The 13,265-nt window shown below is 65.1% G+C and carries 9 protein-coding genes; 5 read left to right on the top strand and 4 right to left on the bottom strand.

Annotated elements, in window-relative coordinates:
- The first annotated feature begins 34 nt into the window (after positions 1–34).
- The 4 genes from NKH13_RS08460 to NKH13_RS08445 all read left to right on the top strand — a co-directional run bounded on the left by NKH13_RS08460 (position 35) and on the right by NKH13_RS08445 (position 8,244).
- Positions 35–1,996 (top strand): hypothetical protein, encoded by a 1,962-nt coding sequence (locus NKH13_RS08460; RefSeq protein ID WP_352716163.1) that lies wholly within the window; start codon positions 35–37, stop codon positions 1,994–1,996.
- Between the two features lie 10 nt (positions 1,997–2,006).
- Positions 2,007–5,786, top strand: a complete 3,780-nt coding sequence (locus NKH13_RS08455; RefSeq protein WP_352912105.1) for a DUF7929 domain-containing protein — start codon at positions 2,007–2,009, stop codon at positions 5,784–5,786.
- Between the two features lie 217 nt (positions 5,787–6,003).
- Positions 6,004–6,681: a ribulose-phosphate 3-epimerase gene (rpe, locus tag NKH13_RS08450; RefSeq protein WP_352912103.1), complete on the top strand. Its 678-nt coding sequence runs from the start codon at positions 6,004–6,006 to the stop codon at positions 6,679–6,681.
- Positions 6,682–6,720: 39 nt separating this feature from the next.
- A complete protein-coding gene (locus tag NKH13_RS08445; RefSeq protein ID WP_352912102.1) occupies positions 6,721–8,244 on the top strand; it encodes a malonate--CoA ligase in 1,524 nt (507 codons plus the stop codon).
- Here NKH13_RS08445 and nagA read toward each other — a convergent pair.
- From nagA to NKH13_RS08425, 4 genes are read right to left on the bottom strand one after another with little or no spacing between them, the layout of a single operon-like run.
- On the bottom strand, positions 8,241–9,419 hold the full coding sequence (gene nagA / locus NKH13_RS08440; RefSeq protein ID WP_352912100.1) for an N-acetylglucosamine-6-phosphate deacetylase: 1,179 nt from the start codon (positions 9,417–9,419) through the stop codon (positions 8,241–8,243). The genes NKH13_RS08445 and nagA overlap by 4 nt on opposite strands.
- Positions 9,416–10,447: an SIS domain-containing protein gene (locus NKH13_RS08435; protein ID WP_352912099.1), complete on the bottom strand. Its 1,032-nt coding sequence runs from the start codon at positions 10,445–10,447 to the stop codon at positions 9,416–9,418. The genes nagA and NKH13_RS08435 overlap by 4 nt, the downstream gene beginning before the upstream one ends.
- On the bottom strand, positions 10,444–11,226 hold the full coding sequence (locus tag NKH13_RS08430; RefSeq protein WP_352912097.1) for a GntR family transcriptional regulator: 783 nt from the start codon (positions 11,224–11,226) through the stop codon (positions 10,444–10,446). Before NKH13_RS08430 ends, NKH13_RS08435 begins: the two co-directional genes overlap by 4 nt.
- The gene (locus NKH13_RS08425; RefSeq protein WP_352912095.1) at positions 11,223–12,104 is read right to left on the bottom strand and encodes a glucosamine kinase nucleotide-binding domain-containing protein; all 882 of its coding nucleotides are present in this window, start codon (positions 12,102–12,104) and stop codon (positions 11,223–11,225) included. Before NKH13_RS08425 ends, NKH13_RS08430 begins: the two co-directional genes overlap by 4 nt.
- Before the next feature lie 199 nt (positions 12,105–12,303).
- On the opposite strand from NKH13_RS08425, the gene NKH13_RS08420 reads away from it, so the two are divergent.
- Positions 12,304–13,263 carry an N-acetylmuramic acid 6-phosphate etherase gene (locus NKH13_RS08420; protein WP_352716175.1) on the top strand — a complete coding sequence of 320 codons (960 nt, stop codon included), beginning with the start codon at positions 12,304–12,306 and terminating at the stop codon, positions 13,261–13,263.
- Positions 13,264–13,265 lie beyond the last annotated feature (2 nt).

The raw sequence follows: 13,265 nt of genomic DNA, 5'->3' as shown, positions 1-13,265 counted from the left end.
GGATGTTTCTCCCATGACCTGTGGGGGGAGATCCATGTCTTGCGACCACGGCGCGTTGGTGCGCTCTCGTGCCGGCCGTTTGCGCCGCGCCATCCAGGCTGCCAGCGGATTGTCGATCTTGGCGCTCGCCGCTGGGCTCTGGCTCGGTGGCTCGGCCCAGGCTCAGGAAACCCAGATCATCTATCCCGGCTCGATGGCAGTGACCGGATTCTCCGGCACCATCATCCCCAATTTCGAGGAAGGCCTGCCGCCGGGCGTCGATCCCGTCGACGAAACCTTCATCGACACGGCGCGCGCGACCTTACGCATCTTCGACGTCTCAAGGCTGGGCGGGCCGGCGTCTGGCCAATTGGTCTTCACCCCGCCACCGTTCGAGGTCACGGCCGGGCAAATCGGCCAGGTGTTCGGCATCGCCTATGACGACGGCGTGCGCGACGGTGTTCCCTCGGCCATTCCAAACCTCTATGCCGGCGCCACGTCGCTGCACGGCATCCGTATCGTCACACCAGACGGCGACGCCGACGGCCGGCCGGAGCGGCAGCGCCGCGGCACGGCTGACGCGGTCTTCATGGATGGCCAGTTCGGCACCGAAAACGGCGGCGGCCCCGGAACGATCTGGAAGATCGACGGCATCACCGGCGCCGTCTCGAAATTCGCCGATATCGACGCCAATAGTGGTCCCGGCATCGGCGACGTCACTTTCGACAATATCCACCGCCAGTTCTTCGCCAGCGATCTCGACACCGGCCTCATCCACCGCATCGACGCCAATGGCGCGCTGCTCGACACGTTCGACCACGGCATAGCCGGCCGCCCGGCGCACGGGCTTGCCGCCCTTGCAGACGACGGCTCGGTGATGGACATCCAGGGTGCTGCCTTCGACAGCGAGGAACCCGACAGCTGGGGCTACACGCAGGACGAGCGCCGCGTCTGGTCGGTCGCCTATCGTGGCGGCCGGCTCTATTATTCGGTCGGTGATGAGGCGGAGATCTGGTCGGTGGGCATTGCCGGCGACGGCAGTTTCGCCGGCGACCCGCGCTGGGAACTGACGGTCAAGGCCGACAAGGATTACGCCGTCACCGACATCGCCTTCGATAACAAGGGCTTCATGTACCTGGCCCAGCGCGGCCCGGTGGAGAACCGCTACGACTACAGCCAGTTCGCCGATTCCGGCAAGGGTGAGGTCATCCGCTACTGGCGCGAAAATCCGGACGATCCGGCGACGGAATCGGCCTGGGTGGAAGTGCCGCAGGCATATGCGGTCGGCTTCCCGCAAGACAACCGGCAGTCGGCCGGCGGCCTCGACCTGCAATATGGCTACGATGCCGAAGGCAATCTCGATACCGGCGTCTGCACCGACACGCTGGTCGATACCGGTGACAAGTTGCGCGACAACCCGGAGCTTGCTGAACAACTCGCAGCCGGCGGGCCGCTTGCCGTGCACGGCGTGCAGATCACGCCGACGGCGCTGGTCAAGCCGGCCAACGTGCCGCCTTTCGGCTCGTGGTTCGTCGACTTCGACACCTATTTCGAAGACCCGGAAGTCGAGGGCCATGTCGGCGACGTCGAGGTCTGGCGCCCCTGCGAAGGCCGCGCCGGCTATTACGAACAAGTGCCGGGCGGCTATCTGCCACCGTTCTATCCGCCGGACTTCCCGCCTCCCGGCAATCTGCCTCCTTGCCTCGATGTCGACGATGTCAGGTATTTCTGCACGCCCTCCGGCCTCGAGGCCGATCTCTATCTCCGCGACCATGCCGGCTTTGGCGGCGATTCGATCAAGGCTCTGTCCAGGACGCCTGGCGTCGGGGTGACTTCACCCCTGTCGCATGCGCCCGGCGCGCCATTCACGATCGGCATCACCGGCCATTATCCTGGCGATAGGGTCGATGTCGGGCTCTGCTTCTACCGGCAGTCCGACCGCGACAAGGGTGGCTACTACCCTTGCTGCAAGATGACCTTGCCGCTCAGAACCCCAGCCGTCAGCTGCGAACCGTGAGGAGGGGAAGATGAGCAATCTTGCACTTTTCCCGCCTGCGGCGAGCAGCCAATCAACCGGCAAACAATCATTTGTCATGGAGACCATCATGAAACCCCTGTCACTCGCCAGGCGCGGCGCGCGCTGGCTGATGGCGGCCGGTATCGCGGTCGCCATGCTGAGTCCGCTGCAAGGCTTCGCTGAAGACCTTGCTCCGGCCAAGACCAAGCCTGCCGATACGGGCACTGTCATTCCAGATACCAAGCTCGATTTCGACAATCCTCGCATCGTCAATCCGGAGCCGGGCCGGATCGTGCCCTTCTTCACCAAGAAAGGCACCCAGAGAGGCTGCGACTATGTCGTATATTCGCTGAGCTTTGGCTTGCGCGGCAATCCGCAGGGTTTTGCCAGCCCCGGCCTCGCGGCCATGCTGAAAAAGGTCCGGCTCGATTTCAGGGACCAGCTCCCGCACGGCCTGCGCATTGTGGGCGTGCATGTGACCGGCGACGGCACCGATGCGTCCGGCGGACCGCTGCCCGGCGCTACGATCAGCAGTTCGGCTGGCCCGGACGATACCGCGACGGTGTCCGATTTCCGGCTTTCCGCCAGCGATCTCGACGGCATCGGCGCTGCGAACGAGCGCGTCATTACGTTCCAGATCATCGCCAAGATCGACCATTCGGCGTTTCCGTCACCGACGATCGTTCACAACCAGGGCGTAGTCAAGGTGAGCCGCGAACGCGGTGCTGGCGTCGAAATCCCGTCGCAGGATCCGGGCAAGCCGGACGACGGTAATTTCCTGACCGGCGAAAAGACCTCAATCAGGATCGACGTCATCAAGTGTAATCCGCCACCGCCACCTCCCGGCAAGGAATGCTTCAAGGTGGAGCGCGGCACGGTCGATTGCGTGCCTGGCGGCGGCGCCTTCATCTACCACATGCCGGTCGGTCCAGAGATGGCTGGCAAATGGGTGCAGCTTTCGACGACGACACCCGGCATCACCATCATTCCCGACACGCAATTGGTGCCGGCGGGCGGCGGTGTGCTCAATTGGAAGATCGTCGGCGCTTCACCTGGCGAAGTCATCCACCTCATCGTCACCGGTATCGAAACCTATGCCGGCCCGAAGGAGGGCTGGGGCCTGTGCTGCACGCAGACCATCGACATCGTCATCCCGCGTGATCAGCGCTGCCCGCCGAAGGACAAGGAACCGGATCTGAAAGTCGAAAAGCGCGCCGACGTGCAACGTTGCACGATGGGCGGCGGCTGCGACTTCACCATCAGGGTCACCAATGTCGGCGATGCACCCTACCACGGCAAGATCGTGCTCGACGAAGTCACCCTGCCGGCCAGCTCCACCCTCGATTCAGGGCCGAACCCGCCTTGGATCTGCGCGCCTGGAATCACCCCGATGACATGCACCCATCCGGTGACCACGCTCAGTCCGGGTGCCTCTGTCGACCTCAAGCTCGGCTTCAAGCCGGCCGCAGGCTGGCGAGGCAGCGTCTTGCGCAACTGCGCCACCTACAATTATGGCGCCAGCGGCAAGCTGCTTTTCGGCAGCCAGCAAAACGATCGCGGCTGTGCTTCGATCCCAATCTGCCGGCGTGGCGATCGTGACCGTGACTGCCGGCCGCCGGTGGAGAAGAAGTTCGATCTGATCCTGAAGAAGCGCGCCCGAACCGAATTCTGTTCGGCCGATGGCGTCTGCACCTTCGTGATCGACATCATCAACAATGGCAGCGTCCCCTATAACGGGCCGCTGACGGTCGTCGACACCTATCCGGGCGGCGCGCCGGCATCCTCGACCTTCGGCCCGACGCCGCCATGGATCTGCGGGCCGAACGGTCCCGGCAAGTTCCGTTGCGACAATGCCGGCATCGTGCTGTTGCCTGGCGCCTCGACGCCGATCTTCGTCAGGGCGGTGATGCCGGCCAACTACCGGCCCGATACCGTCGAGAACTGCGCCGAGGTGAAGGCTATTCCCGGTGAGAACGACATCACCAACAACAGAGCCTGCGCCAAGGAACGCATCCGTCATCCCAATGGCGGCGAGCCGGCCCTGCGCATCACCAAGGTGTGCAATGGCTCGCTGGCCGGTGCTGCGATCGTTTCCTGCCGCATCACCGTCATCAGCCTCGGCGCCGCTGCCCCGACCGGTCCGGTGCGGGTCAACGATGCCGCGACGCTGATAACCGGCGGAGCGCCGGTCCAGATCCAGACCGTCACCCCAGACGGCGCGGAATGGGCTTGCGGACCGGTTCCGGCCAACACACTGTCCTGCCAGATTCCCGGCGCCGTTATGACGCCCGGAACCAGTCGCCATTTCGACGTGACGGTTGCCACGAATGGCGAATTCGAGAACTGCGCACGCGGCTCCTACGGCCCGGCTCCGGGAGACGACATCGTCTATCCGATCGGCCAGGCCTGCGCCAAGGGCGGCGCCTCGACCATCCGCGTCGAGAAGACCGGCGACGCCGAGTGCAAGCCCGGCCAGCCCTGCTCGTTCGAGATCACCATCACGAACGATGGGACGAGCGCCTTCTCCGGTCCGGTTCGCATCGGCGATGCCATCGGCGTCGAAGGCCTCGGCCGGCTGGAAGGCGTTGCGATCACCTCGATCGATCCGCCCTTCGGCTGCTCGCCGGAGCCGGCAACCTTGCCTCTGTCCTGCGTCGCCAATTTGACGATCGGCGCCGGGGAAAGCCACGTGCACAATGTGACCGTGATCATTCCCGACGATGGCCGTCTGGCCAATCTGCAGGGCACCGTCAACGGCCAGAACTGCGTCGGCGTGCTGTCTCCGAACACGCCGGTGCAAGGCGGTGGCGACGTGTTGTCCCGCGGTGCGGCCAACGTGCAGGGTGATCGCGGCAAAGCCTATGCCTGCCATCCCTTCACCATCAGGAATGAGGTGAAGAAGGAATGCTCGCAAGGCTTCGTCATGAACGACGCCGGCAACTGCGTCTGCCCGCCAGGCACGACCTTCCGTAACGGCCAATGCTCGTCCGGCGGCGGCACGGTCATCGTGCCGAAGCCAAGACCTTGCGTTCTGCTCAAAGGCCAGATCCGCACCGAAGACGGACGTTGCGTCTGTCCGCGCGGAACCGAGCTGGAGAACGGCGCTTGCGTGGGGAAAGAGCCGAAGCCCGAGCAGTGCACGATCCGTGGCCAGATCCACGACGCTGCCGGCGATTGCGTCTGCCCGCGGGGCACCGAAGTCAGAGGCAATGCCTGCAGGCCGATCCAGCCGGAACCCGAGCAGTGCACCATTCGTGGCCAGATCCACGACGCTGTTGGTGATTGTGTCTGCCCGCGGGGCACCGAAGTCAGAGGCAATGCCTGCCGGCCAATCCAGCCAAGGCCCGAGCAGTGCACCATCCGTGGCCAGATCCACGACGCCGCTGGCGATTGCGTCTGCCCGCGGGGTACGGAAGTCAGAGGCAATGCCTGCCGGCCAATCCGGCCAAAGCCCGAGCAGTGCACCATCCGTGGCCAGATCCACGACGCCGACGGCGATTGCGTCTGCCCGAGGGGCACGGAAGTGCAAGGCAATGCCTGCAGGCGCAAGAAGCCTGTTGTGGTGGAGTGCCCGATACCAGGCCAGATCCACAACAAGCGCGGCGTCTGCGTCTGCCCGCGTGGGACAGAGCTGCGCGACGGCGCCTGCCGCAAACCACGGCTGGAATGCGCACCGGGCGCGCGGCCGATCAATGGCCAGTGCCAGCCGATCCGCAAACCGACCCTGCTGCTGAATCCAAAGGTTCTTCAGCAGGTCGTGCCAAGGCGCAAGCCGCAGCTCGAGCAATAGGATCGCGCGCGGAACTTCAAACGGTGATGGTTCGCGTCACCCAAAACCCGCCGGAGCGATCCGGCGGGGTTTTCTTCGGCGGCAGATGAGAAGGCAGCGCAAACCTGAAGCCGCTGCGTCGGCGGAAGGACAAACCAGCTTCCACTTTCCGGACTCATGGTCTAGGCAGTCGATGCAGACATAGGGCATAAACCGGGGCGTTCGAGAAGGCCGCATCATGAGCAAAAAAACCCTGATCGCGCCATCGGTGCTGGCTTCCGATTTCTCGAAGCTCGGCGACGAGGTCGAGGCCGTGGCGGCCGCGGGCGCCGACTGGATTCACCTTGACGTCATGGACGGGCATTTCGTCCCCAACATCACCTTCGGGCCGCCGGTGATCAAGGCGATCCGCAACCGCACCAAGGCTTTCTTCGACTGCCATCTGATGATCGCCCCGGCCGATCCCTATCTGGCCGCCTTCGCCGAGGCCGGCTGCGACGGCATCACGGTGCACGCCGAAGCCGGGCCGCATCTCGACCGTTCGCTGCAGACGATCAAAAACCTTGGCAAGAAGGCCGGCGTGTCGCTCAACCCGGCGACACCGGAGACGATGATCGAATACGTGCTCGACCGGCTTGATCTGGTCCTGATCATGACGGTCAATCCAGGCTTCGGCGGCCAAGCCTTCATTCCAGCGATCGTCGACAAGGTGAAGCGGGTGAAGGCGCTGATCGGTGACAGGCCGATCCGGATCGAGATCGACGGCGGCATTTCGCCTGAAACTGCGCCCTTGGTCACCGCGGCCGGCGCCAGCGTGCTGGTCGCCGGCGCGGCCATCTTCAAGGGCGGCAGCGTCGAGGCCTACCGGGCAAACATCGAGGCAATCAGGGCGGCGGCGGACAAGGCGGCCGGCTGACCGCCGCCGTCCGGCCGGAGACAGCTGCTCGGGGGACTTATGAGCAACCATCTGTTCGATGCTTTCCGTGCCCGGATGCCCGCGCCCGGACGCCTTTTGATGGAGGCAGAGGACGGGCGCTCGATCAGCTATGGCGAAATGCTGGCGCGCTCCGCTCAACTGGCACATGCGCTGTCGCAGCTAGGCGTCGAAGCCGGCGACCGCGTCGCCGTTCAGGTCGAGAAGAGCCCCGAGGCCATTTTCCTTTATCTCGCCTGCCTGCGTGCCGGGGCGATCTTCCTGCCGCTCAACACCGCCTATACGCTGACCGAGCTCGACTATTTCTTCAGGGATGCCGAGCCGCGACTGGTCGTCTGCGACCCGGCGCGAGTGACCGAGATCGGCGCTTTGGCGCAGGCCTCGGGCGCTGCGGTCGCGACACTCGGCAGCAAGGGTGAGGGTTCGTTGACCGACCGCGCCTCTGAGGCGGCCGTGGACTTCCACGATGTGGCGCGCGGACCGGACGACCTTGCCGCAATCCTCTACACGTCCGGCACCACCGGCCGTTCGAAAGGCGCCATGCTCAGCCACGAGAACCTTGCCTCGAATGCGCGGGTGCTGGTCGACCTCTGGCGCTTCACTGCCGCAGACGTGCTGGTTCACGCGCTGCCGGTTTTCCACACACATGGCCTTTTCGTCGCCACCAATGTCGTCCTGATGGCCGGCGCCTCGATGCTGTTCGAAACCAAATTCGACCCGGCCCGCATCGTCTCGCTGCTGCCGCGCGCCACCGCCCTGATGGGCGTGCCGACATTCTACGTCCGCCTGCTGCAGCAGGACGGTTTGAACCGGCAAGCGGCGAAAAACATCCGCCTGTTCATTTCCGGCTCGGCGCCGCTTTTGGCCGAGACGCACAGAGCCTGGCGAGAGCGCACCGGCCACGCCATCCTCGAGCGCTACGGCATGACCGAGACCAACATGAACACGTCGAACCCTTATGATGGCGAGCGGCGTGCCGGCACGGTCGGGTTTCCCCTGCCCGGCGTTTCCCTGCGCATCGCCGATCCCGATGGCGGCGAAACACTTGCCCGGGGCGAGGTCGGCATGATCGAGGTCAAGGGCCCGAACGTCTTTTGCGGCTACTGGCATATGCCGGAAAAGACCAGGGCCGAATTCCGTGACGACGGTTTCTTCATCACCGGCGATCTCGGGCTGATCGATCCCGACGGCTATGTCCACATCGTCGGCCGCGGCAAGGACCTGATCATTTCCGGCGGCTACAATATCTATCCAAAGGAAGTCGAGAGCGAGATCGACGCGCTGGCTGGCGTCGCCGAAAGCGCTGTCATCGGCGTTGCCCATCCGGATTTCGGCGAAGGCGTCACCGCTATCGTGGTGAGGACGCCGGGCTCGGCCATCAGCGCCGCAGGGATCGTCGAGGCCATCGCCGGGCGCCTCGCCAGGTACAAGCATCCGAAACGGGTGATCTTCGTGGACGAACTGCCGCGCAACACAATGGGCAAGGTGCAGAAGAACCTGCTGCGCGAAACCTACAAGGACCTCTATACGTCCAAAGCCGGCTAAGCCGGAGGGATGGCGTTGGCTGCAAAAACCCTGGCACCGTCGATCCAGACGCTTTTAATGTCCAGATCGTCCGACAGCGAAACGATGTTGGCAGCAGTTCCCTTGGCGAAGCGCCCGAGCCGGTGCGACTGGCCGATCGCTTGCGCCGGATAGAGCGAGGCCATGCGCAAGGCTTCGTCGAGGCTGAGGCCGACGACGCGGTGCACGAAGCGCACCGCGGAAATCATGTCGAGATCCGCGCCCGCCAGCGTGCCGTCGGCAAGCGTCAGCCTGCCATCCTTGCGGTGGATGGTGCGGCCGTTCAGCGTAAACGAGGTCATGTCTGTGCCGATCGTCGCCATGGCGTCGGTGACGAGCAGGATCTTGCCCGGCCCCTGCTTGGCGCGCAAGGCGATGGCCATGGTGGCCGGATCGACATGGATGCCGTCGGCGATGATGCCGGCATGGAATGTGGCTGTATCGATTGCCGCGCCCGCCAGCCCCGGCTCGCGATTGCCGATCTGGCTCATTGCGTTGAACAGATGGGTGACCACCGTTGCGCCGGCCTCGGCAAAGGCGCGAGCCGTGGCATAGCCGGTATCGGAATGGCCGATGCTGACGACAATACCGGCCTTGCTAAGTGCCGACACCTGGCCGGGCTGGACGGATTCGGGCGCCACCGTCGTCAGCAGTACCGGCAGGTTTTTCCGTGCGGCGATCAGCATCGCCTGGTCGGGGTCTAGCATCGGCCGGATCAACGCCGGGTCATGCGCGCCCTTGCGGGCGATCGACAGATGCGGCCCTTCGAGATGCAGGCCCAGGAACCCCGGCACCTTCCTCCGTGCCGCCTCGGCTCCGGCCGCAACCGCCGCGGCGGTGATCTCGGACGTGTCGGTGATCAGCGTCGGCAACAGCGCCGCCGTGCCGAAGGGCGCGTGCGCCCGGCAGATGGTCTCGATCGAGGCGACGTCGGGATGGTCGTTGAGCATGACGCCGCCGCCGCCATTGACCTGCAGATCGACGAAGCCAGGCGCCAGCATGCCGCCGCCGGTCTCGATACGCGCAACACCGGGTGGAACGGCCCCGGCGGCAACGATGGCCTCAACGAGGCCGTCGCGCACGACAAGCGCCGCATTGTCGTGCCAGTCGTCGCCATCGAATATCCGGGCGCCAGTCAGGGCAAAGCGATCGGTCATAGGGTTTCCGTCACCTTGCGCAGATTGGGCGGCGTGTCAGGGTCGAGGCCGCGATGGCGGGCAAAGGCCTCGACGAAACCATAGAACGACACGATCAGCGTCAGTGGATCGGTCAGCGGATGACCGGTGGCGACATGCGGCAGGCGCTGAGCGCTCTTTGCCTTGTCCGACGTCACGAAGACGGCAGCGCCCTTGCCGGCCAGGCTGTCGGCGGCATCGGCCACCGACGGCTCGGACGCATCGCGAGCAGCCAGAGCCAGCACCGGGAAGCCGGGACCGACCAGCGCCAGCGGGCCGTGCATGACCTCGGCGGCACTATAGGCTTCCGCATGCATGGCGCAGGTTTCCTTGAATTTCAGCGCCGCCTCGTTGGCGATCGCCGCCGACGGGCCACGGCCAAGGATGAACAGCGATTTTTGCGTCTCGAGTGCCCCTGCCAGCGCCATCCAGTCGCAGGCGATCGCCTTGCGAAAATGCTCCGGCAAGCTGGCGAGTGCTGCCAGGAGTTTGTCGTCGCCGGTGCAATGCGCCATCAAGGCGAGCCCGGCGACGGCCGAATTGACGAAAGTCTTCGTCGCCGCGACGCTGCGCTCCGGTCCGGCCAGGATGTCGATCGCGTAGTCGCAGGCGCGCGCCAGCGGCGAATCGGCGGTGTTGGTGATGGCGACGGTAAGCGAACCGCCGGCCCGCGCCGCTTGCGCCATGGCAACTATGTCCGGGCTCTTGCCGGATTGCGAGATAGCCAGGCAGGCCGAGCCGCCCAGCTTCAGCTTGGCGCCATAGATCGAGGCGATCGACGGGCCGACCGATGCGACCGCCAGCCCGGCGGTCAGCTCCACGGCATATTTCATGAAGGTCGCGGCATGATCGGACGAGCCGCGCGCCACTGTGACGATGAAATTCGGATCGCGCTCGCGAATGCCGCGTCCGGCTTCCGTCAGCACCGCGGCCGAGCCGTCGAGCAGGCGGGCGGTGGCCTCCGGGATCTCCTCGATCTCGCGCCGCATATGGGTCGTTGTTGCGGTCATGGCCGGCCCTCTTCGCCCGGCCCGCTCAGCCGGAGTTCGGCGACAAAATCATAGGCGTCGCCTCTGTAGATGGAGCGGGTGAACTCGATCACCTTGCCGCTCGCCAGATAGGAGATACGCTCGATATGCAGGCCGGCAATGCCCGGCGGCACTTCCAGCAGATGTGCGTCGCCTTCGCCGAGATTGGTGGCGGAAATGCGCTGCACCGCCCGAACCGGCCTGTTGCCGGTCTTTTCCAGCGCCGCGTAGAGCGACGAACCGATCGCCGCCGGATTGGGCAGCACGCTTGTCGATAGCGAGGCGCGCTCGATCGCCAGCGGCGTGTCGTTGGCGATGCGAAGGCGCGCGACGCGCGCCACCAATTCGTTCGACGCCAGGCCGAGCACCATCATCTCGTCGGGCGACGGCGGATAGAGGCCGCGGTCGAGCCAGGCCGAACGCACCGCCATGCCGCGCCGCGCCATGTCCTCGGTAAACGAGGTCAGCATCGACAGCGACTGCTCGACACGCTCCATGCGCGGCGCAACGAAGGTGCCGGAACCATGGCGCTGGACGAGGATGCCGCCCTTGACCAGGTCCTGCACCGCCTTGCGGACGGTGACGCGCGAAATGTCGGCCTTGCTGGCGATGTCGCGCTCGGAAGGCAGCGCATCGCCCGGTCCGATCAGTCCGCGTTTGACGGCGTCCTCGATGCTCTTCCTGAGCTGCAGATAGAGTGGCGCGCCACTCTGCGACGATTGTCTCAGCGCCGCGAATATCTGGTCGGCCGCCTCGCTCATCGCGCTGCCTCCGCCGTGTTTGCGAAAATCCGAACCGCCATCTGAACCGCGCCGCCCAGCGCGTCGTCGAGCGGCGGGTTCAGCAGCGCCCGGTAGCGGGCCGACAGGCGCGGCGCATAAAGCGGCGCCAGGCCGCCCAGCAGGCAGAGCGGATCGTCGTCACCGAGGTCGAGCACGCCAAGTGCTGCCTCGACATCGGCGACCGCCTTGTCGAGGATCCAGATAGCGACGACGTCGCCTTTTTCGGCATGTTCGAACACCTTGGGCGCGAAGCCGCCGAAGTCTCCGGGCTTGGCATTGGTGGTGAATTCGACCACATCCTCGGGATTGTTGCGGAAGATGGCGAGCATGGCCTCTGTCAGCGGTGATCCCTGGCGGATGCCGTCATAGGCGAGCAGCGTTTGCTCGAGCAGGTCGCGGCCGATGCGGGCGCCGCTGCCCTGGTCGCCGACCTGGAAACCCCAGCCGCCGATGGCGCGCGACTTGCCTTGTTTGCGTGCCATATAGGCGGTGCCGGTGCCGAGGATGGCCATGGCGCCGTCGCCGGAGCCGACCGCGCCTTCCAGCGCGATCTCCGCGTCGGTTTCGACACGGCTGATGCGGAACGGCAGGATCGCTTCAAGCTGCTGCCTGTAGGTGCCGACATTGGCGCCGGCAAGGCCGAGAACGGCCGGAGTTTGCGGGATCAGTGCGGGATCTCTGCCCGCGGCGACAAAGGCCTGCTGCGCTGCGTCGACGATGTTTGTCCTGGCGCCGGTGAGATCGGTTCGGATGTTGGCGGCGCCGCTTTTGGCGCGGCCGAGGACGATGCCGTCGGCCGTTGCAAGGGCCGCCCTGCAGCTGGTGCCGCCGCCATCGATGCCGAGCACGAATTTCACGCGATTTCTCCTCCGGGCGGATAATACCAATAAAATACCAATAGCCAAGGGTTAATTTCCGTTTCAAAAAAGCTAAGCCCTACCTACCTAGAAAATAAGCCAATTTGGTCCGTAGGCCTGCGCCGGCGCAACGATTTCATTAATGCGTGTGGACAAGTGGTATTTTTTTGGTATGGTTTTTTCGATTGGAGGAAAGCGGATGGCCGAAACGCGCACCGAAGCGCTTCACCACAATGCCGAGGGACTGGATATCCAGGCCCCGGAAGCCGTCCTTTCCTGTTTGGCCAACGCACAGATCGAGGCCGCCAAGGCCGTGCACGGCGCCATTCCTGCCATTGCCGCGGCAGCCGAAATCATCGCAAGCAGACTGAAAAGCGGCGGCAAGCTCGCCTATGCGGCTGCCGGCAGTTCGGGCCTGATGGCACTGGCCGATGCGCTGGAGTTGCCGGGCACGTTCGGCATCCAGCGCGATCGCATCGCCATCCTGATCGCCGGCGGCGACGAGGCCTTCAAGACACTGGCCGGCGGGCCGGAGGACGACACTGAGGAAGCTTCGGCAGCGGTTGCTGCCGCCCGCATCGGCAAGGGCGACTGCCTGATCGCCGTCTCGGCCAGTGGCTCGACACCTTATGCTGTCAGGGCGATCGAGGACGCCAGGCGCCGCGGCGCGGCGACCATTGCCATCGCCAACAACCGGGATGCGCCGCTGCTGCGGCTGGCCGACATCGCAATCCTGCTCGAAACGCCGCCGGAGCTGATTGCCGGCTCGACGCGCATGGGCGCCGGCACCGCCCAGAAGATCGCGCTCAACATGCTGTCGACGCTGGCCGCGATCCATCTCGGCCATGTCCATGACGGCTACATGGTCAACCTCATGGCCGACAACATCAAGCTGCGCGACCGCGCCGCTCGCATCGTCGCCGCCATCAGCGGGCGCGACAAGAACGAGGCGGCGCGCCTGCTCGAAAGGAGCGGCGGCGTCGTCAAGACCGCCATTCTGCTCGCCGCCGGCGCCGCCAGCGCCGATGCGGCCGAGAAGATATTGGAAGGGACCGGCCACAAGCTGCGGCCAGCCCTTTCCGCGATCGAGGGGAGCAAGGGGCGCAATGCCTCTGTTCTCATCAAAACCGAACCTGAAAAAGGTCAACAGGGAGACTGAGC

Origin of the sequence: Mesorhizobium sp. M1348 (assembly GCF_040317925.1) — a bacterium.
Taxonomy (GTDB): domain Bacteria; phylum Pseudomonadota; class Alphaproteobacteria; order Rhizobiales; family Rhizobiaceae; genus Mesorhizobium.
The sequence above is the reverse complement of the archived record's forward strand: the minus strand, read 5'-3'. Positions and strand labels throughout refer to the sequence as shown.

What these genes read in the sequence shown, in the direction of transcription:
- NKH13_RS08460 (WP_352716163.1), top strand. Translation starts at nt 35, where the DNA reads ATGTCTTGCGACCACGGCGCGTTGGTGCGCTCTCGTGCCGGCCGTTTG.
- NKH13_RS08455 (WP_352912105.1), top strand. Translation starts at nt 2,007, where the DNA reads ATGAGCAATCTTGCACTTTTCCCGCCTGCGGCGAGCAGCCAATCAACC.
- rpe (WP_352912103.1), top strand. Translation starts at nt 6,004, where the DNA reads ATGAGCAAAAAAACCCTGATCGCGCCATCGGTGCTGGCTTCCGATTTC.
- NKH13_RS08445 (WP_352912102.1), top strand. Translation starts at nt 6,721, where the DNA reads ATGAGCAACCATCTGTTCGATGCTTTCCGTGCCCGGATGCCCGCGCCC.
- nagA (WP_352912100.1), bottom strand. Translation starts at nt 9,419, where the DNA reads ATGACCGATCGCTTTGCCCTGACTGGCGCCCGGATATTCGATGGCGAC.
- NKH13_RS08435 (WP_352912099.1), bottom strand. Translation starts at nt 10,447, where the DNA reads ATGACCGCAACAACGACCCATATGCGGCGCGAGATCGAGGAGATCCCG.
- NKH13_RS08430 (WP_352912097.1), bottom strand. Translation starts at nt 11,226, where the DNA reads ATGAGCGAGGCGGCCGACCAGATATTCGCGGCGCTGAGACAATCGTCG.
- NKH13_RS08420 (WP_352716175.1), top strand. Translation starts at nt 12,304, where the DNA reads ATGGCCGAAACGCGCACCGAAGCGCTTCACCACAATGCCGAGGGACTG.